24 protein-coding genes are annotated in these 24,912 nt (G+C 71.2%); 19 read left to right on the forward strand and 5 right to left on the reverse strand.

What is annotated here, in order from left to right; all coding sequences use genetic code 11:
- Nucleotides 1-33: 33 nt before the first annotated feature.
- The 5 genes from BJ964_RS13930 to BJ964_RS13950 all read left to right on the forward strand — a co-directional run bounded on the left by BJ964_RS13930 (nt 34) and on the right by BJ964_RS13950 (nt 4,173).
- Nucleotides 34-948: an ABC transporter ATP-binding protein gene (locus tag BJ964_RS13930; protein WP_188121057.1), complete on the forward strand. Its 915-nt coding sequence runs from the start codon at nt 34-36 to the stop codon at nt 946-948.
- Complete coding sequence (locus tag BJ964_RS13935; RefSeq protein WP_188121058.1) at nt 941-1,804, forward strand: ABC transporter permease; 864 nt, start codon at nt 941-943, stop codon at nt 1,802-1,804. Before BJ964_RS13930 ends, BJ964_RS13935 begins: the two co-directional genes overlap by 8 nt.
- A complete protein-coding gene (locus BJ964_RS13940) occupies nt 1,801-2,754 on the forward strand; it encodes an ABC transporter ATP-binding protein (protein WP_188121059.1) in 954 nt (317 codons plus the stop codon). The genes BJ964_RS13935 and BJ964_RS13940 overlap by 4 nt, the downstream gene beginning before the upstream one ends.
- Nucleotides 2,754-3,464, forward strand: a complete 711-nt coding sequence (locus BJ964_RS13945; protein ID WP_188121060.1) for an ABC transporter permease — start codon at nt 2,754-2,756, stop codon at nt 3,462-3,464. Before BJ964_RS13940 ends, BJ964_RS13945 begins: the two co-directional genes overlap by 1 nt.
- Nucleotides 3,465-3,546: 82 nt before the next feature.
- Nucleotides 3,547-4,173, forward strand: coding sequence for an SMI1/KNR4 family protein (locus BJ964_RS13950; RefSeq protein WP_188121061.1), 627 nt, complete (start codon nt 3,547-3,549; stop codon nt 4,171-4,173).
- 51 nt (nt 4,174-4,224) lie between these two features.
- Here the strand turns inward: BJ964_RS13950 and BJ964_RS13955 are convergent, their stop codons facing one another.
- The 3 genes from BJ964_RS13955 to ppc all read right to left on the reverse strand — a co-directional run bounded on the left by BJ964_RS13955 (nt 4,225) and on the right by ppc (nt 7,799).
- Nucleotides 4,225-4,542 carry a helix-turn-helix domain-containing protein gene (locus BJ964_RS13955; protein ID WP_188121062.1) on the reverse strand — a complete coding sequence of 106 codons (318 nt, stop codon included), beginning with the start codon at nt 4,540-4,542 and terminating at the stop codon, nt 4,225-4,227.
- Nucleotides 4,535-4,903 carry a type II toxin-antitoxin system RelE/ParE family toxin gene (locus BJ964_RS13960; RefSeq protein WP_188121063.1) on the reverse strand — a complete coding sequence of 123 codons (369 nt, stop codon included), beginning with the start codon at nt 4,901-4,903 and terminating at the stop codon, nt 4,535-4,537. The genes BJ964_RS13955 and BJ964_RS13960 overlap by 8 nt, the downstream gene beginning before the upstream one ends.
- 100 nt (nt 4,904-5,003) lie before the next feature.
- Nucleotides 5,004-7,799, reverse strand: coding sequence for a phosphoenolpyruvate carboxylase (gene ppc, locus BJ964_RS13965; protein ID WP_188121064.1), 2,796 nt, complete (start codon nt 7,797-7,799; stop codon nt 5,004-5,006).
- 251 nt (nt 7,800-8,050) lie between these two features.
- Here ppc and mfd point away from each other — a divergent pair, with 251 nt between their 5' ends.
- From mfd to BJ964_RS13985, 4 genes are read left to right on the forward strand one after another with little or no spacing between them, the layout of a single operon-like run.
- Entirely contained in the window at nt 8,051-11,674 is a 3,624-nt protein-coding gene (mfd, locus tag BJ964_RS13970; protein WP_188121065.1) for a transcription-repair coupling factor, read from the forward strand.
- A gap of 55 nt (nt 11,675-11,729) precedes the next feature.
- Nucleotides 11,730-12,560 carry a hypothetical protein gene (locus BJ964_RS13975; RefSeq protein WP_188121066.1) on the forward strand — a complete coding sequence of 277 codons (831 nt, stop codon included), beginning with the start codon at nt 11,730-11,732 and terminating at the stop codon, nt 12,558-12,560.
- Nucleotides 12,557-13,516 carry a MazG family protein gene (locus BJ964_RS13980; RefSeq protein WP_188121067.1) on the forward strand — a complete coding sequence of 320 codons (960 nt, stop codon included), beginning with the start codon at nt 12,557-12,559 and terminating at the stop codon, nt 13,514-13,516. The genes BJ964_RS13975 and BJ964_RS13980 overlap by 4 nt, the downstream gene beginning before the upstream one ends.
- Before the next feature lie 10 nt (nt 13,517-13,526).
- On the forward strand, nt 13,527-15,143 hold the full coding sequence (locus BJ964_RS13985) for a DUF885 domain-containing protein (protein ID WP_188121068.1): 1,617 nt from the start codon (nt 13,527-13,529) through the stop codon (nt 15,141-15,143).
- 27 nt (nt 15,144-15,170) lie between these two features.
- On the opposite strand, the gene BJ964_RS13990 is transcribed toward BJ964_RS13985, so the two are convergent.
- Nucleotides 15,171-15,866, reverse strand: coding sequence for a hypothetical protein (locus BJ964_RS13990; protein WP_188121069.1), 696 nt, complete (start codon nt 15,864-15,866; stop codon nt 15,171-15,173).
- 143 nt (nt 15,867-16,009) lie between these two features.
- A complete protein-coding gene (locus BJ964_RS13995) occupies nt 16,010-16,696 on the reverse strand; it encodes a hypothetical protein (RefSeq protein ID WP_188121070.1) in 687 nt (228 codons plus the stop codon).
- A 173-nt stretch (nt 16,697-16,869) separates the two neighbouring features.
- On the opposite strand from BJ964_RS13995, the gene eno reads away from it, so the two are divergent.
- The 10 genes from eno to BJ964_RS14045 all read left to right on the forward strand — a co-directional run bounded on the left by eno (nt 16,870) and on the right by BJ964_RS14045 (nt 24,868).
- Nucleotides 16,870-18,153: a phosphopyruvate hydratase gene (eno, locus tag BJ964_RS14000; RefSeq protein WP_188121071.1), complete on the forward strand. Its 1,284-nt coding sequence runs from the start codon at nt 16,870-16,872 to the stop codon at nt 18,151-18,153.
- Between the two features lie 100 nt (nt 18,154-18,253).
- Nucleotides 18,254-18,799, forward strand: a complete 546-nt coding sequence (locus tag BJ964_RS14005; RefSeq protein WP_188121072.1) for an FtsB family cell division protein — start codon at nt 18,254-18,256, stop codon at nt 18,797-18,799.
- Nucleotides 18,800-18,809: 10 nt separating this feature from the next.
- Complete coding sequence (locus BJ964_RS14010) at nt 18,810-19,313, forward strand: DUF501 domain-containing protein (RefSeq protein ID WP_188121073.1); 504 nt, start codon at nt 18,810-18,812, stop codon at nt 19,311-19,313.
- Nucleotides 19,310-19,804: an amino-acid N-acetyltransferase gene (locus BJ964_RS14015; protein WP_188121074.1), complete on the forward strand. Its 495-nt coding sequence runs from the start codon at nt 19,310-19,312 to the stop codon at nt 19,802-19,804. Before BJ964_RS14010 ends, BJ964_RS14015 begins: the two co-directional genes overlap by 4 nt.
- A gap of 52 nt (nt 19,805-19,856) precedes the next feature.
- Nucleotides 19,857-20,771, forward strand: coding sequence for a Ppx/GppA phosphatase family protein (locus BJ964_RS14020; protein ID WP_188121075.1), 915 nt, complete (start codon nt 19,857-19,859; stop codon nt 20,769-20,771).
- 69 nt (nt 20,772-20,840) lie between these two features.
- Nucleotides 20,841-21,170, forward strand: coding sequence for a PadR family transcriptional regulator (locus BJ964_RS14025; protein WP_183222961.1), 330 nt, complete (start codon nt 20,841-20,843; stop codon nt 21,168-21,170).
- Nucleotides 21,167-22,291: an HAAS signaling domain-containing protein gene (locus BJ964_RS14030; protein ID WP_188121076.1), complete on the forward strand. Its 1,125-nt coding sequence runs from the start codon at nt 21,167-21,169 to the stop codon at nt 22,289-22,291. The genes BJ964_RS14025 and BJ964_RS14030 overlap by 4 nt, the downstream gene beginning before the upstream one ends.
- Before the next feature lie 569 nt (nt 22,292-22,860).
- Nucleotides 22,861-23,259: an LppU/SCO3897 family protein gene (locus tag BJ964_RS14035; RefSeq protein ID WP_188121077.1), complete on the forward strand. Its 399-nt coding sequence runs from the start codon at nt 22,861-22,863 to the stop codon at nt 23,257-23,259.
- Nucleotides 23,260-23,367: 108 nt separating this feature from the next.
- Nucleotides 23,368-24,120 (forward strand): uracil-DNA glycosylase, encoded by a 753-nt coding sequence (locus BJ964_RS14040; RefSeq protein ID WP_188121078.1) that lies wholly within the window; start codon nt 23,368-23,370, stop codon nt 24,118-24,120.
- Nucleotides 24,121-24,166: 46 nt separating this feature from the next.
- On the forward strand, nt 24,167-24,868 hold the full coding sequence (locus tag BJ964_RS14045; RefSeq protein WP_188121079.1) for a DUF4129 domain-containing protein: 702 nt from the start codon (nt 24,167-24,169) through the stop codon (nt 24,866-24,868).
- Nucleotides 24,869-24,912: the final 44 nt, after the last annotated feature.

Raw genomic sequence — 24,912 nt, forward strand, 5'->3', positions numbered from 1 at the left:
CATCGAGGTGCGCCGCCTTCATAGGCTGACCCCGTGACCATCATCGTTACGGACGGGCTGACCAAGACGTACGGCGGCGGGGTGACCGCCCTCGCGGACCTCACCGTCGCGGTCGATGCCGGCGTCATCGGGCTCGTCGGCGCCAACGGCGCCGGCAAGAGCACCTTCATCAAAATCATGTTGGGACTGGTGCCGCCGAGCGGCGGCACCGTCCGGGTCTTCGACCTCGACCCCGTCACGCAGACCGATCAGGTCCGCGCCCGTGTCGGTTACATGCCGGAGAACGACTGCCTGCCGCCCGACGTGTCGGCCGCCGAGTTCGTCACCCACCTCGGCCGGATGAGCGGGCTGCCGAAGACCGCCGCCCGGGAGCGCGCCTCCGAGGCGCTGCGGCACGTCGGCCTGTACGAGGAGCGTTACCGGCAGATCGGCGGGTACTCCACCGGCATGAAGCAGCGGGTCAAGCTGGCCCAGGCGCTCGTGCACGACCCCGACCTGCTGCTGCTCGACGAACCCACCAACGGCCTCGACCCGGCCGGCCGCGACGCCATGCTCGCCCTGGTCCAGCGCATCGGCACCGAGTTCGGGATCTCCGTGGTGGTCTGCTCCCACCTGCTCGGCGAGGTCGAGCGGATCTGCGACTCGCTCATCGCCATCGAGGGCGGCCGCCTGCTGCGCGCCGACCGGATCTCGTCGATGACCGCGGCCTCGGACGTGCTCGCGGTCGAGGTCGCCGACGGTATCGACGAGCTCGCCGCCGCGCTCGCCGGGATGGGCATGGAGGTCAGCCGGGAGGGCCGGACGCTCCTCGTGCCGATGGACTCGGAGACCGCGTACGACCGGATCCTGCGGGCCGTCACCGACCTCGACCTCAACCTGCACCGCCTCGACCAGCGCCGGCACCGTGTCGCCGAGCTCTTCACCACGAAGGAGACCGCCGATGTCTGAGGCCGGCGTCATCCATGACATCGGATACCAGCGGTACGACGGACCCCGTCTGGGCCGCTTCGCCATGCAGCAGGCGCTCTACGTGCACGGGCTGCGCGCGGCGTACGGGCTGGGCCGCTCCGCCAAGGCGAAGATCTTCCCCTGGCTGGTCTTCGGCATCATGCTGCTGGTCGCGGTGATCGTGGCCGCGGTCCGCTCCACCATCGGCGAGGTGATCTTCACCTACACCCAGTTCGCCGACCAGATGAGCTTCCTGATCATCTTCTTCGTGGCGATCGTGGCGCCGCAGCTGGTCTCCCGCGATCTGCGGTCCGGCACCCTGCCGCTCTACTTCAGCCGGCCGCTGCGCGCCGCCGACTACGTGGCCGCGAAGTACGCCGCCCTGGTCAGCGCCATCTGGCTGCTGCTCGGCGTACCGCAGTTCATCATGTTCCTCGGCGCCGCCTTCACCACCAAGACCGGCTTCAAGGGTGTGTGGAACGAGATCCTCGACCTGGTGCCGGGCTGGGGCTACAGCCTGCTCTGGGCGGTGATGTTCGCCGGCATCGGCCTGCTGATCGCCTCCTTCACCGGCAAGCAGGCGTTCGCGGCCGGCGGTATCGTCGCGGTCTTCCTGATGACCGCCCCGATCGTCGGCGTCCTCGCCTCCCTGCCCTCCACCACCGCCAACAGCCTGGCCGGACTGGCCAGCCCGATGACCCTCATCGCCGGCATCAACCAGTGGATCAGCGGCGCCGAGGGCACCGGACTCGACCTGGGCCGGTTCGGCCCGGTCTACGCCATCGAGGCGGTCTGCCTGATCGCCTCCTGCCTCCTGCTCCTGCTGGCCCGCTACCGGAAGGTGGCCTCGCTGTGACCGCCCAGACCCTCCCGGCCGAGACGCCCGCCGCCACCATCGGCGTGGTCGACCTGGTCAACGTCTCCCGCTGGTACGGCAACGTGGTGGCGGTCAACGACATCACCATGTCGCTCAACCCCGGCGTCACCGGCCTGCTCGGGCCCAACGGCGCCGGCAAGACCACCGTGCTGCACATGATGGCCGGCTTCCTCGCCCCCTCCCGGGGCATGGTGACCATCGACGGCAAGCCCACCTGGCGCAACCCGGCCGTCTACCGCGACCTGGGCCTGGTCACCGAGCGCGAGGCGGTGCACGGCTTCCTGACCGCCCGCCAGTTCGTGACCGCCTGCGCCCGGATGCAGAAACTCAAGGACCCGGAGGGCGCCGCCCAGCGGGCCCTGGAACTGGTCGAGATGACCGGCGCCGCCGAACGCCGCATCGAGACGTTCTCCAAGGGCATGCGCCAGCGCACCCGGGTCGCCGCCGCGCTGGTCCACGAGCCCCGCGTGCTGCTGCTGGACGAGCCGTTCAACGGCATGGACCCGCGCCAGCGGATGCACATGATGGAGCTGCTGCACTCGCTCGGCGACCGCGGCCACACCATCCTGTTCAGCTCGCACATCCTGGAGGAGGTCGAGCAGGTCGCCGGCCTGGTCCAGGTCATCGTGGCGGGCCGGCTCGCCGCCTCCGGCGACTACCGCAAGATCCGCCGGCTGATGACCAACCGGCCGCACGTCTTCGCCGTGCGCAGCTCCGACGACCGCCGGCTGGCCGTCGCGCTGATGGCCGAGAAGTCGGTCGCCGGCATCGAGATCGAGGCCACCGGCCTGACCGTTCGCGCCTCCGACTACGGCAGCTTCACCCGCGTGCTGCCCCGCATCGCACTCGACCAGGGGATCCGCCTGCACCAGCTGGTGCCGTCCGACGAGTCCCTGGAGAGCGTCTTCTCCTACCTGCTGGAGGGCTGATGTCCACGGTCGCTTTCATCACCGCGCGCGGCCTGTTCGGCCGCCGCCGGGCGCTGCTGCTCCTGCCGCTGCCGATCCTGCTGGTCGGTCTGGCACTGCTCTGCCGGATGTACGACGTGTCGCCCGACATGTGGGGCCAGGCGGTGATCGTCGCCCTGGGTCTCGCCGTGGTGCTGCCGGTCGTCGCCTTGATCGTCGGCACCGGAGTCCTCGGCTCCGAGGTCGACGACGGCACGATCGTGCACATCCTCACCAAGCCGCTGGCCCGCCGCGACATCATCCTCGCGAAGTACGCCGTGGCCGCCTCGGTCACCACGGTGGTCTCGGCCGTACCCCTGTTCCTCACCGGCGTCCTGGCCGGCTCGGCGAAACTCGGCGGCGCCCTGGCCGTCGCCGCGACCGTCGGCGCCTTCGCCTACTCCGCCCTGTTCCTGCTGTTCAGCCTGGTCAGCCGCCGTCCGGTGCTGGTCGGCCTGGTCTACATCCTGGTCTGGGAGGGCCTGCTCGGAAACTTCGTGAGCGGCACCAAGAACCTGGCCATCGGCCAGTACGTCATCGCCATCACCGACAAGATCGCCCCGAACGGCATGATGGAGACCCCGGTCAGCCTCACCACGGCCATCGTGATGAGCGCGATCTTCACCGTCGCCGGCACCGCCTTCGCCATCAACCGCCTCGGCTCCTTCAGCCTGGCCGGCGAGACCAGCTGACCGGTACGGCACTGCCCGGCCCGCGATGCCCCCACGGCATCGCGGGCCGTTCTCGTCGTACCGGCCCGCTACCGTGCGAGCCGTGACCGGAATCGACTGGTCGGACATCCGGCCCCGCCTCGCGGCCCTGGCCGCCCGTCCCGGCGCCTCGCATGGGTGGGAGCTGGAGCCCTCACTGACCGCCGGTGAGCTGGCCGAGCTGGAGACCCAGATCGGTGTCGAACTGCCCGCGGGTTACCGGACCTTCCTGCTGGAGGCCGGCCGCGGCGGCGCCGGCCCGTCGTTCGGACTCTTCCCGGCCCGCCGGGTGGACGGCCGCTGGACCTGGGCGGACTCGCCGACCAGCGTCCACACCCTGATTCGCCCGTTCGCCCATATTCGCGGATTCACACCCCACGACTACCTGCGCGAGCGGTCGGCGATCAGCGGGACCGAAGACCTGTGGGGCGAGATCCCGGAGGAGATCCCGGAGGACGCCGCCCACTCGGACGGGCTGCTGTATCTGTGCCATCACGGCTGCGCCCTGTGGGCGGCCCTGGTGGTGAGTGGCCCGTCTCGCGGCGAGATGTGGACCGACTACTGCGCGGACGGCGAGGGCTTCCAGCCCGAACAGAACCCGGACGGCACCCGCATGACCTTCACCGACTGGTACCGCACCTGGCTCACCGGCGCAGAACGCGACGCAGCCGCCGCGAGAGGTGACCGGTGAGGCCGGTTCGGCGCGGTGATCCCGGTGTGTCGAGGCTGGAGAAAGTGCCTGTCAAGCGATGGCGGCGATGTTGCCGTCGTCGAAGTAGATGGCCTGGTGGAGACGTCCGCCGAGCGCGGCTGCGTAACGCGCCAGCACGTCCTGGCCCGAGATTTTTCCCTGTTCGATCTGGGACACCCGGCCCTTGGTCACGCCCATCCGCTCTGCGACCTGTTGCTGCGTCAGTCCTCGGGCTCGGCGTACCTCGGCTAGCCGATGACCGATGACGGTCGCGAGCATCTCGTGTTTGCCGTCGGCGACGACCTCCTCGCCGCCCGCGCGTTCGACGTGCTCGTCCCGGATGTCGGCCCATCGGGCATAGTTACTCATCTCGGTCTCCTTCCTCGTCGGCGCGGTCCTTGAGGTATTTCTCGTAGCGCTGCTCTGCCAGGGGAATGGCTTCGTGGTACCAGTCGTTCCAGCGGCCGGACTTGTCTCCCGCCACCAGCAGGATGCTTGATCGCCATGGATCGAAGGCGAACAGGATCCGCACTGTGCCGGGACGCAATTCTTTCAGATTGGCTATCGAGGAACCGTGAATCGTGTCCACGACCGGACGGCCGAGCCCGGGGCCGTGTTCGGCGAGAAGATCGAGTGCCTGAGTAACCCGTCTGTGGGTGGCATCGTCGAGTCCTTCGATCCAGTTGCGTACCTCGTCGACGAGATAGATGTCCCACTCCGTCGTGGCCATACGCGAAAGTATAGCTATCGGTAAACCTTGGGTAATCGCTCGATCGAAGGACGACGAGCCCGCCCCTGATGGGGCGGGCTCGTCGTTCTTGAGTGGATGATCAGCCGGTGTTGCGCATGCCGGCGGCGATGCCGTTGACCGTGGTGAGCAGGGCGCGTTCCAGGGCCGTCGAGTCGGACGGGCCGCGGCGGGCGCCCGGGGCGGTCGGCATCTGGCGGCCCGTGTCGCCCAGGTCGCGGTACTGGCGGAGCAGGGCGACCTGGAGGTGGTGCAGCGGCTCCAGGTACGTGTCGCGGACGCTCAGGGTGCGGGAGAGCTCCGGCTGGGAGGAGAGGAGCTCGGTGCCGCCGGTGATCGCCAGGACCTCCTGGACGGTCAGGGCGTACTCCTGCTCGATCTTCGTGAAGATCGGGCGCAGCTCCTCGGGGACCAGGGTCTCCACGTAGCGGCGGGCGATCGACAGGTCGGTCTTGGCCAGCATCATCTCGACGTTCGACAGGAACGTACGGAAGAACTGCCAGTGCTCGTGCATGGCGTCGAGTTCGGCGCCGAGGCCGGCGGCGCGGACCGCGGCCAGGCCGGTGCCGACACCGAACCAGCCGGGGACGATCTGCCGGGTCTGGGTCCAGCCGAACACCCACGGGATGGCCCGCAAGCCGCTCAGGCCGGCGTCCGCGTTGGGGCGCTTGGCCGGGCGGGAGCCGATGTTCAGCGCGCCGAGCAGCTCGGTCGGGGTGGCGGCCCAGAAGTAGGCGGCCAGGTCCGGGTCCTCGACGAGCGAGCGGTACCGGATGAACGCCGCGTCCGAGGCGGTGTCCATGACCGAGTCCCACACGACGAGGCGCTCCGGGTCGACCGAGAGCGTGGTGTGCAGCAGGGTGGCCTGGAGCACGGCCGCGACGGTCAGCTCCAGGTTCTCCCGGGCCAGCGCCGGGATCATGTACTTGTCGGAGATGACCTCGCCCTGCTCGGTCACCTTGATCGCGCCGTCCAGGGTGCCGTACGGCTGGGCCAGGATCGCCTCGTGGGTGGGGCCGCCACCCCGGCCGACGGTGCCACCGCGGCCGTGGAAGAGGCGCAGCCGCACACCGTGCCGGGCCGCCACGTCACGCAGCGACCGCTGCGCCTTGTGGATCCGCCACTGGCTGGTGGTGATACCGGCCTCCTTGTTGGAGTCCGAGTACCCGAGCATGACCTCCTGGATGTCGCCGCGGGCGCGGACGATCTCCCGGTACGCCGCGGTGGAGAGCATCTCGTCCAGCAGGTCACCGCCGGCGTCCAGTTCGGCCGGGGTCTCCAGGAGCGGCACGATGCCGACCTGGGCCCGCCCGGTGTGGATGTCGACGAGACCGGCCTCGCGGGCCAGCAGGGCAGCGGCCAGCACGTCGTCGACGCCGAGGGTCATCGAGATGATGTACGACTCGACGACCTCGTCACCGAACCGCGCCTGCGATTCCCGGATCGTGTGGAACACGTCGAAGGTCTTGCGCGCCGAGTCGGTGAGCGGGGTGTCGGCGCTGGAGAGCGGCCGCCGCCCGGTCAGCTCGGTGGCGAGCAGCTTGGTGCGCTGGGCCCGGTCCAGAGCGGCGTAGTCGTCGACCTCGCCGACCTGGGCGTACATCTGCTGGAGCACCTCGTGGTGCTTCTCGGCGTGCTCGCGGACGTCGAGGACAGCCAGATTCAGGCCGAACGCGGACGCCTTGCGGATCGCGGTGGCGACCACGCCGACGGCCGGCAGTTGCCCGGAGTTGCGGGCCAGCGAGGCACGCATCAGCTCCAGGTCGGAGATCAACTCGGCGCTGCCCAGGTAGTCGCGGCCGGCCACGTGCGGGGTGCCGTTGATCAGGCGGGCGCGGGTGTTGGCCAGCTTCGCCTTGATCGCCCGGACCTTGAGACGGTACGGCTCCTCGGCGTTGACCCGGCGGAAACGCTGTGCCACCTCGGGCAGGTTGTCCAGGTCCTGGGCCAGGCTGGCGGACAGGTCGAGGGAGACGCCGCGCAGCCGCCGGGAGACGGACAGCTCGTCGATCAGCTTGTCCATCGCCTTCTCGGTGGCCTGGATGCCGTGCTCGTGCTGGATGAGCAGCACGTCCCGGGTGACCGCCGGCGTGACGAACGGGTTGCCGTCCCGGTCGCCGCCGATCCACGAGCCGAAGGTGAGCGGCCGCGAGGTGGGCGCGGTCTCCACACCGAGGCGGCGCAGCGTGTCGGCCAGGTCGTCGAGCACCTGCGGGGCGGCGTCCGCGTACAGGTCCTTGAGGTAGTAGACGGCGTTGCGCGCCTCGTCGGTCGGGTCCGGCCGGTCCAGGCGCAGTTCGTCGGTCTGCCAGAGCAGGTCGATCAGCTCGGCGAAACGCTTGGTGGAGGTGGTGGTGTCGGTGTCGCCGAACAGCGCGGCGGCGGCCGACTCGGCGTCCAGCGAGTCGGCGACCTGGCGCAGCTTCGACAGGATCGACCGGCGGGACGCCTCGGTGGGGTGGGCCGTGAAGACCGGGCGGATGGCGAGGCGGCGGGCCGCGGCGGCGATCTCGTCGGCCGGGACGCCCTTCTCGGCGATCCGCTTGGCGGCCTGGTCCAGCCAGCCGCCGTTCTGCGCGCGGCGGCGGCGCAGGTCCCGCGAGCGGTGCACCTGCTCGGTGACGTTCGCCAGGTGGAAGTAGGTGGAGAAGGCCCGGGCCAGCTTCGTGCCGGTGGTGATGTCCATGGCCGAGAGTCGGTCGGCGGCGGCGCGGGCGTCCTGCCGCACCAGGGCGCGGATCTCCTCGACCAGATCCAGCAGGGGCCGCCCTTCCTGGCGGGCCAGCGTCTGGCCGAGCAGCGTGCCGATCCGGCGGATGTCGGCACGCAGCGCGGCGTCGGATCCCTCTAAGTCGAGTTGGGCAGGCTGCTCTGTCATCGGGGCGCTCCTTCGCTCGGATGGCTCCAGGACGGCGCTGTCCCGACTTCGCCGATGTTATCGGCGTACCCCGGTCCGGGGGTGAATTGAGTCAAGAGTCTCATGACCCGGTGCGGGATCGTGCGCAGGTGGGTACCACTGACCTGCGGGCGAGACCCCGGTGACGCGGGTCGGACTAAGCTGAGGGACGCACCCCCGCCCGCGCTTTCCGGACCGGGGTCGTTCGTCGTGCCCTCAGGGGGTCTTCTTTCATGCAACTCTCCGGTCTGATTCCCGCCGCCATGCGCGACCGCGGTCTGGCCCGCGCGCGTGACCTGGCGGCCAAGGGCTTCGTCGACTCCGACTCACTGGACCTGACCGCGCCGGTCTCGCTCCGGCCGTTCGTGGTGGCAGCAGTGGCGGGCGCGGCCGACGTCGGCGGCGCGCAGCGGCCGGTCCTCGCGGTGACCGCCACCTCGCGCGAGGCCGACGACCTGGCCGACGCCCTGGGCTGCCTGATCGACCCGGCCCTGATCGCCGTCTACCCGTCCTGGGAGACGCTGCCGCACGAGCGCCTGTCGCCGCGCTCCGACACGGTCGGCCGCCGGCTCGCCGTGCTGCGGCGGCTCGCCCACCCCGGCGACGCGCCGCTGCGGGTCGTCGTGGCCCCGGTCCGGTCGGTGCTCCAGCCACAGCTCAAGGGCCTCGGCGACCTCGAGCCGGTGGAGCTGACCGGCGGCGGCGCGGCGGAGCTGGAGGAGGTCGCGCGGCGGCTGTCCGGCATGGCGTACGCGCGGGTCGACCTGGTCACCAAGCGCGGCGAGTTCGCGGTCCGTGGCGGCATCCTGGACGTCTTCCCGCCCACCGACGAGCACCCGTCCCGGGTCGAGTTCTGGGGCGACGAGGTGGAGGAGATCCGCACCTTCGCGGTCGCCGACCAGCGCACCATCGACCAGGTGCCGCGACTGTGGGCGCCGCCCTGCCGGGAGCTGCTGCTGACCCCGGCCGTGCGGGAGCGCGCCCGGGAGCTGTCCGGTCAGCATCCGGAGCTGGCCGAGATCCTCGACAAACTGGCCGAGGGCATCCCGGTCGAGGGCATGGAGTCGCTGGCGCCGGCGCTGCTGCGTGGCACCGACAACATGGAGCTGCTGATCGACTGCATGCCGGCCGGCACGCACGTGCTGCTGTGCGACCCCGAGCGGATCCGCACCCGGGCGCACGACCTCACCCGTACCTCTGATGAATTTCTCGAAGCGTCCTGGGCGGCGGCCGCCGTCGGCGGCCAGGCACCGATCGACGTCGGCGCCGTCGCTTTCAAGAGCCTCGCGGACGTACGCGCGCACGCGGCCGTTCTCAAGCAGCCGTGGTGGACCGTCTCGCCGTTCGGCCTGGCGGCCCCGTCCACCGGGGAAGAGCCGCTTCCCTGGGAGGACGCCACCCCGGTCGAGGTGAGCCCGGATCTCGGTGACGCCGTCGCGCTGGCCGCCCAGCCGGTCCCGCTCTACCACGGCGACACCGCCCGGCTCGCCTCCGACCTGTCCGGCTGGGCCGCTCGGGGCTGGGCCATCGCGCTGGTCTTCGAGGGCAAGGGCACCGCTCAGCGGGCCGCCGAGCTGCTGCGCGACGCCGGTCTCGGCGTCACCCCGGTCGACTCGATCGACGCGCCCATCGCCGACGGGCAGCTGCTGATCACCTGCGGCGGCCTGAACCACGGCTTCGTCGACGAGGCGTCCCGGCTCGCGGTGATCACCGGCAACGACATCTCCGGCGGCCGCGGCGCGTCCACCAAGGACATGCGCAAGATGCCGGCCCGGCGGCGCAACACCATCGACCCGCTGGAGCTCAAGACCGGCGACTTCGTGGTGCACGAGCAGCACGGCATCGGCCGCTACATCGAGCTGGTGCAGCGGACCGTCAACGGCGCCGACCGGGAGTACCTGGTCATCGAGTACGCGGCGTCCAAGCGCGGCCAGCCCGGCGACCGTCTCTACGTGCCCACCGACCAGCTCGACCAGCTCTCCCGATACGTCGGCGGGGAGCAGCCCAGCCTGCACAAGATGGGCGGCACCGACTGGCAGAAGAGCAAGGCCCGGGCCAAGAAGGCGGTCAAGGAGATCGCCGCCCAGCTCATCCAGCTGTACGCGGCACGCCAGGCCTCGCAGGGCCACGCCTTCGGGCCGGACACCCCGTGGCAGCGCGAGCTGGAGGACGCGTTCCCGTACACCGAGACGCCCGACCAGATGGCCGCCATCGTCGAGGTCAAGCAGGACATGGAGTTGCAGGTCCCGATGGACCGGCTGATCTGCGGCGACGTCGGTTACGGCAAGACCGAGATCGCGGTACGGGCGGCGTTCAAGGCGGTGCAGGACGGCAAGCAGGTGGCCGTGCTCGTGCCGACGACCCTGCTCGCCCAGCAGCACTACAACACGTTCACCGAGCGGATGAGCCAGTTCCCGGTGAAGATCAAGCAGCTGTCCCGCTTCCAGACGCCGAAAGAGGCCGCGCTGACCCTGGAGGAGGCCGCCGACGGCACCGCCGACATCATCATCGGCACCCACCGGCTGATCGCCAAGTCCACCCGGTTCAAGAACCTCGGCCTGATCATCGTGGACGAGGAGCAGCGTTTCGGCGTCGAGCACAAGGAGCAGCTCAAGGCCCTGCGCGCGTCGGTGGACGTACTCACCATGTCGGCCACCCCGATCCCGCGGACCCTGGAGATGGCGATCACCGGCATCCGGGAGATGTCCACCATCGCCACCCCGCCGGAGGAACGCCACCCGGTCCTCACCTACGTCGGCGCCTACGACGAGAAGCAGGTCGCCGCCGCCGTCCATCGTGAGCTGCTCCGCGACGGCCAGGTCTTCTACCTGCACAACCGGGTCGAGTCGATCGACCGGGCGGCCCGCAAGCTGCGCGAGCTGGTGCCCGAGGCCCGAGTCGCGGTGGCGCACGGCCAGATGAGCGAGGAACAGCTCGAGAAGGTCATGGTCGGGTTCTGGGAGAAGGAGTTCGACGTCCTGGTCTGCACCACGATCGTCGAGTCCGGCATCGACATCCCGAACGCCAACACCCTCATCCTGGAACGCGCCGACCTGCTCGGCCTGGCCCAGCTGCACCAGATCCGCGGCCGGGTCGGCCGGGGCCGGGAACGGGCGTACGCCTACTTCCTCTACCCCCGGGAGAAGCCGCTCACCGAGCACGCCCACGAGCGGCTGGCCACCATCGCCCAGCACACCGAGCTCGGCGCCGGCATGTACGTGGCGATGAAGGACCTGGAGATCCGCGGCGCCGGCAACCTGCTCGGCGGTGAGCAGTCCGGCCACATCGAGGGCGTCGGCTTCGACCTGTACGTGCGGATGGTCGGCGAGGCGGTCGCCCAGTTCAAGGGCGAGCGCCCGGAGGAGGAGCCGGAGGTCAAGATCGACCTGCCGGTGGACGCGCACCTGCCCACCGAGTACATCTCGGTCGAGCGCCTGCGCCTGGAGATGTACCGCAAGCTGGCCGAGTCCCGCGACGAGCCGCGGCTCACCGAGGTCGTCGCCGAGATGACCGACCGGTACGGCGAACCGCCGGCCCCGGTCGCCAACCTGATCGCGGTCGCCCGGTTCCGGCTGCTGGCCCGGGCGTACGGGCTCACCGACGTGTCCATGCAGGGCAAGCACATCCGCTTCTCCCCGCTGGCCCTGCCGGACTCGAAGCAGCTGCGGCTCAAGCGCTACCACCCGGACGCCGTCTACAAGACCGGCGCCGACCAGGTCAGCGTTCCCCGGCCCAGCACCCGCCGGGTCGGTGGCGAGCCGCTGCGCGACCAGGCCCTGCTGGAGTGGTGCGCCCAGTTGCTCAAGGACGTGCTCGGCGACGTCCCGGCCGCCGCGCCGGTTGCGGGGAATCGATGAAGTCGATACGGGGCGGGGCGATGAAGATCACAATCGGCGTGAGAGAGTGTTGACCATGCTGCGTGCCCGCCGACTCGCCTCCACCGTTGTCGCCGCGTCCCTCGCCGTGGGCGGCCTGTCCGCCTGCGACTCGGAATCGAGCGTGGCCGCCTATCTCGGCGACGCCGGCCAGGTGTCCGAGCGGGAGGTCCAGCGGATCTGGGACGAGTCGTACCCCGACTTCGTCGCCCAGGCCCAAGCCGAGGCCCAGGCCGAGGCCCAGGAGGCCAACCAGGCGCAGCGCATGAACGAGGAGGCCCGGCGTAGCGCCGGGCAGGAGGTGGTCCCCTCGCCGGCGGTCGTCCCGTCGCCGGCGCAGGTGTCGATCAGCCGGGCCGACATCGTGGACGAGCTGGTCGCCCGGGAGCTGTACAAGCGGGTCGCCGCCGAGCGCTCGATCACGCTGCCCGCCCAGGTGCCGTACGCGGAGGAGGCCGCCCAGCGCAAGCTGCCCGCCGACTCGGAGTACACCAAGCTCTACATCGACAACCTGTACCTGCAGAGCCTCCTGATCCAGTCGTTCCTGTCGGAGACCCCGCCGACCGACGCGGACATGCTCGAGGTCTACAACAGCCTGAGCGCCAACGGCGGCGTCGAGCCCGGTCAGGACTTCACCACCTGGCTGTCCCTCCAGTCCGACCAGAACCGGCAGGTGGTGGCCGCCTCCGCGAAGGTCCGTGAGCAGGTCGAGGCCGCCGCCGACGAGCTGAACGTCCGGGTCAACCCGCGCTACCAGCCGCTCGACGTGAGCGTGCTGGAGATCCAGGGCGAGAGCGACCCGCTTCAGCTTCTCGGCACCGACCTGGGCATCGAGCAGCAGCCCGTACCGGTGGCCGACGTCCCTTGAGCGCCCGGATCATCCTGCTGGTCACCTCACCCCGGCTACCGGCCGGGCTGCTGACCGCGGAGGCGTGGGACGCCGTCCGGGCGTACCCCGTCTTCGCCGCCGCGGACAGTGACCAGGCCACGGCCCTGCGGGTCACCGGTGTGCCGGTCACGATCCTGGAGACCGACGCACAGGGCCTGCTCGACGCGATCGCCGGGCAGCCGGCCGCCGTCTGGCTCGCCGGGCCGCACGGCGACCAGGACTTCGCCCGGCAGCTCGGGCTGCGCCTGGCCCGCGAGCCGGGCCTCGCCGAACTGGAGCTGATGTACGGCTCGTGGGATCCGCCCGGAGCCCGGCTGCTGGACGCCGTCGCCGTGATGGACCGGCTGGCCTCACCCGGCGGTGACCCGTGGAAACGGGCGCAGACCCACCGGACGCTCGCCCCCTACCTGCTGGAGGAGGCGTACGAGGCGTACGACGCGATCGTCGGCGACGACCCGGACGCGGCCCGCGAGGAACTCGGCGACGTGCTGCTCCAGGTGGTGCTGCACGCCCGGCTCGCCGAGGATCGCGACGAGAGCGACCGGTGGAGCATCGACGACGTGGCCGCCGGCCTGGTGGAGAAGATGATCCGGCGCAATCCGCACGTCTTCGCCGGGGAGCGGGTCGAGGACATCGAGGAGATCACCGCCAACTGGGAGCGGATCAAGCGCGAGGAGAAGACGCGCGACTCCGTGCTGGACGGGATCGTCATGAGCCAGCCGTCCCTCGCCCTGGCCGCGAAGATCATGCACCGGGCCGAACGGGCCGGCCTCGAGGTGCCGTTGCCGGCCGGTGAGGACCTCGGTGTCCTGCTGCTGCGGGTGGTCGCCGAGGCCCGGGCCGCGGGTCTGGACGCCGAGGCCGAACTGCGGGCCGCCACGCTGACTTTCGCAGAGGCGGTGCGTGCGGCGGAAAATGCCGGCCCCTCCGAGTAGGTTTCACGGCATGCCGGAGTTCGTACCACTCGCCGAGCGGATCGTCGACGCCCTGCTGGAGAGCGACCCCGCCACCGCCTCCTACGCGGGCGACCACCGCTTCGACGACCGCCTGCCCGACCACTCCGGCGCCGGTGTGTCCGGCCGGGTCGCCATGCTGCGTGACGCCGGTGACGCGCTCAGCGGCGTCGACCCCGACGGCCTCGATCCGGAGGACCAGGTCGACCACGCGATCCTGACCGCCCGGGTGGAGCGGGCGCTGTTCGAACTCGCCGAGATCCGCGAGCACGAGTGGAACCCGTTGGACCACAATCCCGGCCCGCTGCTGCACGGGCTGATCGCCCGCCCGTTCGCGCCGCTCGGCGAGCGCCTGACCAGCCTGGCCGGCCGGCTCGGCGCGATTCCCGACGCCCTGGCCACGGCTCGTGCCGTGCTGCGTGACGTGCCCCGCGTCCACGCCGAGACCGCGGTCGGCCAGTTCGCCGGCACGGCCGGGCTGATCCGCGCCGAGATCCCCACCCTGCTGGCCAGGGAGCCGGGCCTGCGCTCGACCGTGGAGCCGGTGGCCCAGGCCGCGCTGGCCGCGCTCGGCGAGTTCGACGGCTGGCTGCGTGCCCGGCTGGAGAGCGGTAATCCCGGCCGCGACCCACGGCTCGGCCGGCACCTGTGGGAGGCCCGGCTCTGGCACACCCTCGACACCGAGCTGTCCGCCGCCGAGGTGCTCTCCCGCGCCCGGGAGAATCTGGACCGCGTCGGCGAGGCGCTGCGGGAGGCCGCCGCCGAGCTGGCCGGTGGCCCGGCCACCGACGAGACGGTCCGGCGGGCGCTCGGCTCGATCGCCGAGCGGCACCCGGACAACACCACCATCGTCGGGCTGGCCAAGGTGACGATGGGGGAGGCGACCGAGTTCGTCCGGGCGCACGACATCGTGTCCCTGGTGGACGACCCGTGCGTCATCGAGGAGATGCCGGAGTTCGCCCGGGGCGTCGCGGTGGCCTACTGCGACCCGCCCGGTCCACTGGAGACGGCCGACGTCCCCACCTTCTACTGCATCGCCCCGGCCCCGGCCGACTGGCCCGCTGAGCGGATCGCCAGCTTCTACCGGGAGTACAACGACGAGATGCTGCGCAACCTCACCGTCCATGAGGCGATGCCCGGCCACTTCCTGCAGATCGCCCACTCGCGGCGGTTCCGGGCGGCCACCCGGGTGCGCTCGCTCGGCTGGTCCGGCCCGTTCGTCGAGGGCTGGGCGGTCTATGCGGAGGAGCTGATGACCGGCCTCGGCTTCGGTGGCCTGCCGGTCCGGTTGCAGCAGCTCAAGATGCAGTTGCGGATGAGCCTCAACGCGATCATCGACCAGCTCACGCACTGCGAGGGGCTGCCCGAGTCCGAGGCCATGGAGCTGATGACCGGGCGCGGCTTCCAGGAGGAGGGCGAGGCGGCCGGCAAGTGGCGGCGGGCGCTGCTCACCTCGACGCAGCTGTCCACCTACTTCGTCGGCTACACCGAGGTCGCGGCGATCGCGGCGGCCCGGCCGTTCGGCGCCACCCCGAAGGCGTGGCACGACGCCATGCTGGCGCACGGCTCCCCACCGCCCCGCCACCTGCGCGCACTGCTCGGTGTCTGACCTTTCGACGGTCGGTTTCCGGGGCGGTCAGTCGGCGCGGCGGTCGACGAACCGGGCGCCCGGCGGCATGGCGAAGTCGTGGTCGCCGGCTCGCGCCTGGTAATCGGTCAGCACCATCTCGACCGGGGTGCCGGCGACCGTTCCGGTGAAACCGGCGATGGCGCCCTCGACCGTCACGCAGACGTCGAAGTCCGGTGCCGGCACGTGATCGACGCCACCCAGACGCAGACAGGAGGCGGTCCGCTCGGCGATCGTGGTCTCCCGCGTCTGGACCGCCAGATCCGGGTCGATCGCCGCCGCGTTCAACAGCGCGAGAACCGTGTCCGGGGTGACCAGACCGGCCGTGGCAGGCAGTTCGTCGGGGGCGCCGTGCGGGTCGGTGGCGGTGCAGACGGTCTGCGTGCCGGCAATTGCACAGTTGGTGAGGGCGTCCGGCGTCCGGATCAGATTGCCGGACGGAAAGGCATAGGCGATTCGGGCGGGCCGCTGTGAGCGGGTGATCCGGGCGGTCTCACCGCCGGCCAGCCGGTAGGTGGCGGTCCAGCTCTGGCCGCCCGCGCCGGCCAGCCGGTCGGCGACCTCGCTGACCAGGTCGGTCCCGGCGGCGCCGGCGGCGCCGGCCGGTTCGATCCCGGTGCAGCCGGAGGTGCCGAGGAGGCCGATGACGAGCAGGGAGCCGGCGAGCGCGGAGCCGGCGCGGATGCGGCGCGGGGTGGCGGGCACGTGACCACCCTTACGTACCGTGCCACCCCGCGCAATCGAGTATCCCGTGGCGGCCGTCGATGAATCGAGGGCCAATGGACGGACAATTAACGGGCCGGAAGACCTCATTTAAGAACCGGCATTTCCCGTCCGATATCCCGTAATCATCGGAGGTTGGCGGCCTCGGCCATCATCTCGGCCATCATCTCGTCCGCCATCGCCTCGGCGGCCGCGGCCTCGCGGCGGGCCATGGTCTGGAGCCGGAAGACGTACCGGCGAATGATCTTGGCCTGGTGCTCGTTCCGGTCGAAGATCGCCACCATCTCGACCATGACCGGACCGCGTACCGGGACCTGCTGCCGCAGCGAACTCACCCGCAGGGCGGTGGCCGGGAACTCGACCACCTCGCTGCCCAACTGCACGCGGAGCAGCATCTGGTCGCCCGGCCGCAGGTCGACGTCGCTGAAGTGGGCCCGCACCGACTGCTCGCTGATGTCGTGCACCCGGCCGGTGACCTGCGGTTTGTCGGCGCGTACCAGCAGGATGGCCTCGCCTCCGCCGCCGCGTACGTACAGCCGCTGCTGTTCGATCTCCGGTTCGCCGGGCAGGGTGACGTCGATCCGGTTCTCGTCGACCCTCACCACGGTCCCGTGCTGGGCGTACCGGCCACGGGAGCCCGCCGGCCAGCGGATGGTCACCGGGGAGCCGCTCGTCAGCGGGACGTCGGCGCGGGCGAGCGACAGGGTCACGGTGGCGTCGGTGACCCGGACCACACGGACCTGCGGGAGGGTGCGGCCCCCGAGGTCCATCTCGACGTGTGACCCGTCGGCGGGAAACAGGCTACTGGTCATAGTGCCCACCGATTCGGCAGGTCCGGCCCGGGTTTGAGGCATAACGGGCGACGAGTTGACCGGCCCCGCGAACAAGACATTGCTCGACTCGATACGCTCTCCGGTGTGGTCGGCCCGCAGGGTCGCGGACCGAAACTCTGTATTCGTACAAACGTTAGGGAGCGACACGACCAATGGCCACCATTGAAGCAATCGTCGCCCGCGAGATCCTCGATTCCCGGGGCAACCCCACCGTCGAGGTCGAGGTCGGCCTGGACGACGGCTCGGTCGGCCGCGCCGCGGTGCCGTCCGGTGCGTCCACCGGCGCCTTCGAGGCGCTCGAGCTGCGCGACGGTGACAAGGGCCGCTACCTCGGCAAGGGTGTCGAGAAGGCGGTCAACAACATCGAGGAGCAGATCGTCGAGGAGCTCGTCGGTTACGAGGCCTCCGACCAGCGCCTGATCGACCAGAAGATGATCGACATCGACGGCACGGACACCAAGTCCTCGCTCGGTGCCAACGCCATCCTCGGCGTCTCCCTCGCCGTGGCCAAGGCCGCCGCCGCCTCGGCCGAGCTGCCGCTGTTCCGCTACCTCGGTGGCCCGAACGCGTCACTGCTGCCGGTCCCGATGATGAACATCCTGAACGGTGGCTCGCACGCCGACTCCAACGTCGACGTGCAGGAGTTCATGATCGCGCCGATCGGCGCGCCGACCTTCCGCGAGGCCGTCCGCAGCGGCGCCGAGGTCTACCACGCCCTCAAGTCGGTGCTGAAGAAGAAGGGCCTCTCCACCGGCCTCGGCGACGAGGGCGGCTTCGCGCCGAACCTGTCGGCGAACGTCGCGGCCCTGGAGCTGATCGCCGAGGCCGTGCAGGCCGCCGGCTACACCCTGGGCAGCGACATCGTCCTGGCCATGGACGTCGCCGCCACCGAGTTCCACAAGAACGGCGCGTACGTCTTCGAGGGCACCCCGAAGTCGACCGACGAGATGATCGCGTACTACGCGAAGCTCGCCGCCGACTTCCCGATCGTCTCCATCGAGGACCCGCTGGACGAGGAGGACTGGGCCGGCTGGACCGCGCTCACCGCCGAGCTCGGCGACAAGATCCAGATCGTCGGCGACGACCTGTTCGTCACCAACCCGCAGCGCCTGGCCCGCGGCATCGCCGAGAACGCCGCCAACGCCCTGCTGGTCAAGGTGAACCAGATCGGCTCGCTCACCGAGACGCTGGACGCCGTGGAGCTGGCCCACCGGGCCGGCTTCAAGACGATGATGTCGCACCGGTCCGGCGAGACCGAGGACGTCACCATCGCCGACCTGGCCGTCGCGGTCGGCTCCGGCCAGATCAAGACCGGCGCCCCGGCCCGGTCCGACCGGGTCGCGAAGTACAACCAGCTCCTGCGCATCGAGGAGCAGCTGGAGAGCGCCGCCCGGTACGCCGGTGCGGGCGCGTTCCCGCGTTACCGCGTCGGCTGACCCTCCGGCGTCGGATCATCGGGTTTGTGGCACCCGCCTTCGGAGACATAGATTTCCGGGTGGGTGCCACGAACACGTGACGGTCAGCGGGGAGGGTGAGATGGCGGAACGCCGCACACCGAGCGGCCAGGGTCCGGCCCGGCGAGCCGGTGGCCGCCCCACCCCGCCCCGGACCAGGAACACCGGCCCGATCCGGGTGCCCGCCGCACGGCGTACCTCCTCGGGGTCCGGCGGCGCAGCCGCGAAGCGCACCGAGGCGCCACGCCCGCGCGCGCTGACCGGCCGGGCCACCGTCCTGATCGCGCTGGTCGTGGCGCTGGCGCTGGCCTACACGTACCCCGTCCGGGTGTATTTGAAGCAAGAGGCCGAGATCGCCGAGATGGAGCGGGCGCAGGCCGTGCAGCGCGCCGAGATCGCCGAGACGGCCAAGACCCTCGAGAAGTGGAACGACCCGGAGTACCTGCGGATCCAGGCCCGGGAGCGGATCTTCTACGTGCGCCCGGGTGAGACGCCCCTGCTCGTCGTCGACGACAAGGACCGCGCCGCCCGCACCGCCGCTGAGCAGACCCCGGCGGCCGCCCCCGACCGCTGGTACGACACGCTGTGGAGCAGTGTCCAAGCCGCCAACGCAGAGCCCCAGGACTGATTTCGGACTGATGGAAGAACCCACACCCGCCGACCTCGACATCGTGGCGGCCCAGCTAGGCCGTCGTCCCCGTGGCACACGGGCGGTCGCGCACCGTTGCCCGTGCGGCAACCCCGACGTGGTGGAGACCTCGCCGCGCCTCGATGACGGCACACCGTTCCCCACCCTCTTCTACCTGACCTGCCCGCACGCCACGGCCGCATGCAGCCGCCTGGAGTCGGCCGGTGTGATGCGCGACATGCAGGAGCGTCTCAGCACCGATCCCGAACTCGCCAAGCGGTACGCGGCCGCGCACCAGGACTATCTGGACCGGCGGACCGCCATCGAGGACGTTCCGGAGATCAGCCACGTCTCGGCGGGCGGCATGCCGGACCGGGTCAAGTGCCTGCATGTCCACCTCGGGCACGCGCTGGCCGCGGGCCGCGGCGTCAACCCGTTCGGCGACGAGGTGCGGGACGCGATCGAGCCGTACTGGGCCGGCGGCCCCTGCGTGCGCCCGGCCGGCGACGAGTGATCATCCGGCGCGCCCGGACCGGGGACATCAAGGCGATCCGGGCGCTCGTCGACACCTACACGACCGATCGGCGCCTGCTCAGCAAGGCCACCGTCACCCTGTACGAGCAGGTGCAGGAGTTCTGGGTGGCGGCCGACGAGGCGGACCGGGTCATCGGCTGCGGCGCCCTGCACGTGATGTGGGAGGACCTCGCGGAGATCCGTACCGTCGCGGTCGACCCGTCCCGTCGCGGTCAGAAGATCGGCCACCGGATCGTGTCGGCTCTGCTCGACCAGGCGCGCGAGCTCGGCGTACGCCGGGTGTTCTGCCTCACGTTCGAGACCCGGTTCTTCGGGTCGTTCGGGTTCACCGAGATCGACGGGGCCGCCGTGCCGCACGGGGTCTACGAGCAGTTGCTGCGCTCCTACGACGAGGGCGTGGCGGAATTCCTCGACCTGGAACGGGTCAAACCCAACACCCTGGGGAACACGAGAATGCTGCTGCACCTATGAGCGGGTCATCGAGCTCGGTCCGGAACTCATGGCGATGCCGGGGTAAAGCGTCATGAGCGTCCGGGTGGCCGCCATCGACTGCGGCACCAACGCGATCCGCCTGCTGATCGCCGACGTCGACGGGGACAAGCTGACCGACGTCGCCCGGCGGATGGAGATCGTGCGGCTGGGGGAGGGCGTCGACCGTACCGGGATGCTCGCTCCGGCCGCGATCGAGCGGACCCGCCAGGCGCTGCTCGGCTACGCGGCCGAGATCGCCGAACTGGGCGTCACCCGGGTGCGGATGTGCGCCACCTCGGCCAGCCGGGACGCGTCCAACGCGCAGGACTTCCGGGACATGGTGCGCGGTGTGCTCGGCGTCGACCCCGAGGTGATCACCGGCGAGCAGGAGGCGCAGCTCTCCTTCGACGGCGCCGTCCGCGGCCTCGGCGCGGAGGGCCCCTACCTGGTCTTCGACCTGGGCGGCGGCTCCACCGAGTTCGTCACCGGCACGACCGGCGTCGAGCGCGCCGTCTCGATGGACATCGGCTGCGTCCGGATGACCGAGCGGCACCTGCACAGCGACCCGCCCACCGCGGCCGAGCTGGCCGCCGCCGAGGCGGACATCGCCGAGGCCGTCGACACGGCGCTGGCCGCCGTGGCCGGCCGGGAGGCCAGGACGCTGGTCGGTCTCGCCGGGACGGTCACCACCGTCGCGGCTCTCGCTCACGACCTCGAGGTGTACGACTCCGCGCGCATCCACCACAGCCGGGTCGAGGCTCCGGCCGTGGCCCGGGTGACCGCCGAGCTGCTGGCCATGACCGTCGCCGAGCGTCTCGCGCTGCCCGTGATGCACCCGGGGCGGGCCGACGTGATCGGCGCCGGGGCCCTGATCATGAAGCTGATCATCGAGCGGTCCGGCCACGACTTCGTGATCGCCTCGGAGCACGACATCCTCGACGGCATCGCCTTCGGTCTGGCCGTCTGATTCTCCGCACCGCCCCTCCGGGTAGTGCGCTGTTGACGGTACTTCGGATTGCGCAGTAGTGTGCTCCGCGTGGATCCGACCCAGTTGCTCAAGGGCGTGCTAGACCTCGCCGTCCTCGCCGTCCTGCGCGACGAGGACGGTTACGGCTACGACATCCTTCGCCGCCTGCGCGCGGCCGGGCTGGAAGACGTCGGTGACGCCTCCGTCTACGGCACACTGCGCCGGCTGTTCAACAACGGCCTGCTGAACAGCTATGTCGTGCCCAGTGACGAGGGCCCGCACCGGAAGTACTACGCACTCAACGCGGCCGGCCGCACCGAGCTGCAACGCTCGGGCAAGGTCTGGAGCGGCTTCGCATCGATCATGGATGATCTTCTTCGCGAGCGGGGGAAGGCGTGAACCTCACGGCACAGGACGAGATCGCCGTCTACGTGGAGGGCGTTCGGCTGGCACTCGCCGGCCTGCCGCCCGCCACCCGGGACGAGCTGCTCGAAGACCTGCCCGAACATCTGGCCGAGGTTCTCGCCGAGGGCGGCGGATCACTCACCGACCGGCTCGGGCCACCGGAGGCCTACGCGGCCGAGCTCAGCGCCAGCGCGGGCTTCGCCGCGGCCGGGCAACCCACCTCACGCTACGCGGCGGTCACCGGCAGAGCCGCCCGGCATCGTGCGCGGATCAGCCAGGCGGTGCAGCGGGCCGACGTCCGGGTCGGGCCCATTCTGGGGTATGCGAAAGCCAGCGAATTCCTGGTGCTCCTCCGTCCTGCCTGGTGGGTCCTGCGCGGCTACCTCGCGGCCATGGCGATCGCGTTCATGTTCGACGGCAACTCCCGCCTCGGCCTGATGCCCCGGCTCGGTGGCGACGACTTCGCGGCCGTCCTGCTGCTGGCCCTGGGCATCCTCGGCTCGATCTGGCTCGGCCGCCGCGGCACACCGGCCCGTAAGTGGCCCCGGCGCGCCCTCCGCCTGGCCACGGTGTACCTGGTGTTCTTCGCCCTGATCGGCTTCTTCGAGGTCGACTCCGCGGCCCAGCGCGACGGCTACAGCGAGGTCGGCTACACCGGCTGGAACGAGTTCACCGACGTCCGTGACGTCTATGTCTACGACGGCGACGGCCGCCTCATCTCCGGCGTGCAGCTCTACGACCAGGACGGCAACCCGATCCGCCTGGGCGAGCCCTACTGCGACGACCCGGCCAGCGGCATGAGCGTCCCGAGCCGCACGCTGGGCTACCCGCACTGCCCGGAGGCCGCTCCGTACCACCCCGGCGACCCGTCCGCCGTCCCCCCGGCCTCCCCGGACGCCTCCACCCCTGCTTCCGCGGCCCCGTCCGCCCCGGCCGCCTCCCCGAACGCCTCGGCCCCGTCCGCCCCGTCCGCTTCCCCGAAGGCCTCGGCTCCGGCAGTCTCCTCGGCCGACTCGACTTCGAAGCCGCCCGCGCCCGTCGGCGGAGCCCAGACTCCCGAGGCCAAGGACCCAGCCGACGGCGCCAAGCCTTCCGTCCCGGGCCGGGTCGGCTAGCCCGCCACCCGCCGCCGACCCGGAATGCCCGGTTCCCCGGGAGGTGCGTGCTCTTGCGGACGTATCCCAGGAGAGGAGCCGGGCCAGGTTGGGAAGGGGGGATCGCGCGCGAGCGACAGTGATCGCTATCCTCGCGTGCCGGCGATCGATATCCGGTCGTGGCCCCTGGAAAGGAACCCCTGATGACTGACCCGGTTGTGCCCTCTCAGCCCGGCGGCACCGTTCCGCCGGCCGAGGCCGGGACCGTCCTGCCGCCGACCAGCGGTGCCTCCGGGTCCGAGTCCTCCCCGACCTCACCGGCCACCGCTCTGCCCGCCGACTCCCCGTCGCCCGCCGCGGCTCCGACCGCTGTCTACGCAGACGCCGCGGCTCCCGCACCCACCACAGCCCCGGATCCCTCCTCGTCCCCGGCTGCGGCTCCGGGCTTCCCGGCCGCGCCCGTTGTGGCGCCGGGTTACCCGGCTGCGGCTCCGGGCTTTGCCGGAGGGCCGGCTGTGCCGCCCGTGGAAGGTGGGACTCCTGGCTACCCGGGTGCCCCGGCGCCGGGCTTCCCTCCGGTCGAGGGTGGGGTGCCGGGCTTTCCTCCGCCCGGGTTCCCTCCGGCGGAGGGAACCCCGCGGAAGAACAAGGCGCTGGGCAAGGTTCTCGGCGTCCTGGGCGCGATCGTGGTGATCGCCGTCGTCGTGGTGATCAAGGTTCTGATCAGCAGCGTGCTCGGTGACGCGACGGCCGACGCCAAGGCCGGCGACTGCGTCTCGATCGGCAAGGAACTCGGCGCGGAGGTGTCCGAGACCACGGCCGAGGTCGTCGACTGTTCCTCCGCTGAGGCCGGCTACACCATCGTGGGGCGGGTCGAGGGCACCACCGATGTCATGGGCACGGCGTGCGACCAGTACTTCAAGGAGGGCGACGACGCGGTCATCCTGGCCGGCGACGACTACCTGCTCTGCGTGGTCGCCAAGCCCTGACCGCGACGCGGCGGACCATCCGGATCGCCCCAGCCGGCTCCAGCCGGATTGCGGTGGGAGGGTGAGGCCGGGTGTGCGGGTGTGCGGGCGGGATGCTGTGCTGGACAGGTGTTGCCGTCCGGCGCGTCCGCGCGTACCCCCGGGGAAGTTGTCGTCCAGGCGGCCGGGGCCGCCTCGCTGAGCGTGCTCGACGCCGGGGTCGCGGATTGTTTCGCCTGCCCGCGCCTGGTCGCCTGGCGCACCGACGTCGCCGTGACCCGGCGGGCGGCGTTCCGGGACCAGGAGTACTGGGGGCGGCCCGTCCCCGGCTTCGGCCCGGCCGACGCCGAGATCGCGGTCCTGGGGCTGGCCCCGGCCGCGCACGGCGGGAACCGTACCGGGCGGATCTTCACCGGCGACCGCTCCGGTGACGTGCTCTTCGCCGCGCTGCACCGGGCCGGCCTGGCGAATCAGCCGACCAGCGTCGCCGCCGACGACGGCCTGGAACTGCGGCACACCCGGATCTTCGCGGCGGTCCGCTGCGCGCCGCCGGACAACAAGCCGCTGCCGGGGGAGCGCGACACCTGCGCGCCGTGGTTCCAGCGGGAACTCCAGTTGATCCAGCCGACCGTACGCGTCGTGGTGGCGCTCGGCGCTTTCGCCTGGGCGGCGTGGTGGCCCGCGATGACCGCCGCCTACCGGGTGCGCCCGCCGGTGCCGCGCCCCAAATTCGGGCACGGCGCCCAGGTCAGCGTGCCGGGAGCGCCCACCCTGCTGGGCTGTTTCCACGTCAGTCAGCAGAACACTTTCACCGGCCGGCTGACACCGGGCATGCTCGACGAGGTGTTCGCCCGTGCAAAGGTTCTGGCGGGCCTGGCATGATGCGAGGCCTGTCGACAAACCCCGAGTCACGGATCTGAGCCTCCGCATGGATTTCGCTGTACTGCGCCGATGGTGGCCCCTGGCCGCCGTACTCGGGCTGCTCTTCGTGGTCGCACTGGCCGCGACCCGGTCCGCGCCGCAGCTCGACCAGATCAAGCCGGAGTCGACCGCCACGACCCGCCCGCCGCTGCTGCCGCCGCGCCCGTCGGTGACGCCCAGCCTGGAGGAGTCCATTCCGGAGCCGGCGCGCCAGCTGCCCGGTTGGGTGGGCACCGCGACGCTGGTGCTGCTGAGCCTGGTCGCGCTGCTCATGGTGGTCGGCCTGTGCTGGGCGCTGGTCCGTGACTATCTGCGCCGGCGCCCGGCCCGCAGCGGCAAGCACGAGCCGCGCCGCCCGACCCGGACGGCCGACGACCTGGTGGCGGCGCTCGACGCCGGTCTGGAGGAGCTCTCCGACACCGACCGTGACCCACGCCGGGCGGTGATCGCCTGCTGGGTGCGGCTGGAGGACGCGGCGGCCGCGGCCGGCACGCCACGGCATCCGGGGGACAGCCCCACCGACTACGTCGGACGGCTGCTGGCCGAACAGCAGGTCGACGCCCGTGTGCTGGCCGCGCTGCTCGAGGTCTACCGCGAGGCGAGGTACGCGACGCACACCGTCGACGACCAGATGCGGCAGCAGGCCCGGTCCGCGCTGGAGCGTCTGCGCGCCGATCTGGGCGCGACCCGGGCCGGGGTGACCGCGTGAGCGAGTTCGTGCCTTCGCGGGGGCGCCGGAGCGGGGCGGAGGTG

The sequence above is a fragment of the Actinoplanes lobatus genome (genome assembly GCF_014205215.1).
Classification (GTDB): domain Bacteria; phylum Actinomycetota; class Actinomycetes; order Mycobacteriales; family Micromonosporaceae; genus Actinoplanes; species Actinoplanes lobatus.

Excerpts from the sequence above, each read along its gene's own strand:
- BJ964_RS13945 (WP_188121060.1), top strand. The coding sequence starts at position 2,754 with ATGTCCACGGTCGCTTTCATCACCGCGCGCGGCCTGTTCGGCCGCCGC.
- BJ964_RS14020 (WP_188121075.1), top strand. The coding sequence starts at position 19,857 with ATGAGCGTCCGGGTGGCCGCCATCGACTGCGGCACCAACGCGATCCGC.
- ppc (WP_188121064.1), bottom strand. The coding sequence starts at position 7,799 with ATGACAGAGCAGCCTGCCCAACTCGACTTAGAGGGATCCGACGCCGCG.
- BJ964_RS13985 (WP_188121068.1), top strand. The coding sequence starts at position 13,527 with ATGCCGGAGTTCGTACCACTCGCCGAGCGGATCGTCGACGCCCTGCTG.
- BJ964_RS13955 (WP_188121062.1), bottom strand. The coding sequence starts at position 4,542 with ATGAGTAACTATGCCCGATGGGCCGACATCCGGGACGAGCACGTCGAA.
- BJ964_RS14045 (WP_188121079.1), top strand. The coding sequence starts at position 24,167 with ATGGATTTCGCTGTACTGCGCCGATGGTGGCCCCTGGCCGCCGTACTC.
- mfd (WP_188121065.1), top strand. The coding sequence starts at position 8,051 with ATGCAACTCTCCGGTCTGATTCCCGCCGCCATGCGCGACCGCGGTCTG.
- eno (WP_188121071.1), top strand. The coding sequence starts at position 16,870 with ATGGCCACCATTGAAGCAATCGTCGCCCGCGAGATCCTCGATTCCCGG.
- BJ964_RS14005 (WP_188121072.1), top strand. The coding sequence starts at position 18,254 with ATGGCGGAACGCCGCACACCGAGCGGCCAGGGTCCGGCCCGGCGAGCC.
- BJ964_RS13935 (WP_188121058.1), top strand. The coding sequence starts at position 941 with ATGTCTGAGGCCGGCGTCATCCATGACATCGGATACCAGCGGTACGAC.
- BJ964_RS14010 (WP_188121073.1), top strand. The coding sequence starts at position 18,810 with ATGGAAGAACCCACACCCGCCGACCTCGACATCGTGGCGGCCCAGCTA.
- BJ964_RS13975 (WP_188121066.1), top strand. The coding sequence starts at position 11,730 with ATGCTGCGTGCCCGCCGACTCGCCTCCACCGTTGTCGCCGCGTCCCTC.
- BJ964_RS13960 (WP_188121063.1), bottom strand. The coding sequence starts at position 4,903 with ATGGCCACGACGGAGTGGGACATCTATCTCGTCGACGAGGTACGCAAC.
- BJ964_RS13995 (WP_188121070.1), bottom strand. The coding sequence starts at position 16,696 with ATGACCAGTAGCCTGTTTCCCGCCGACGGGTCACACGTCGAGATGGAC.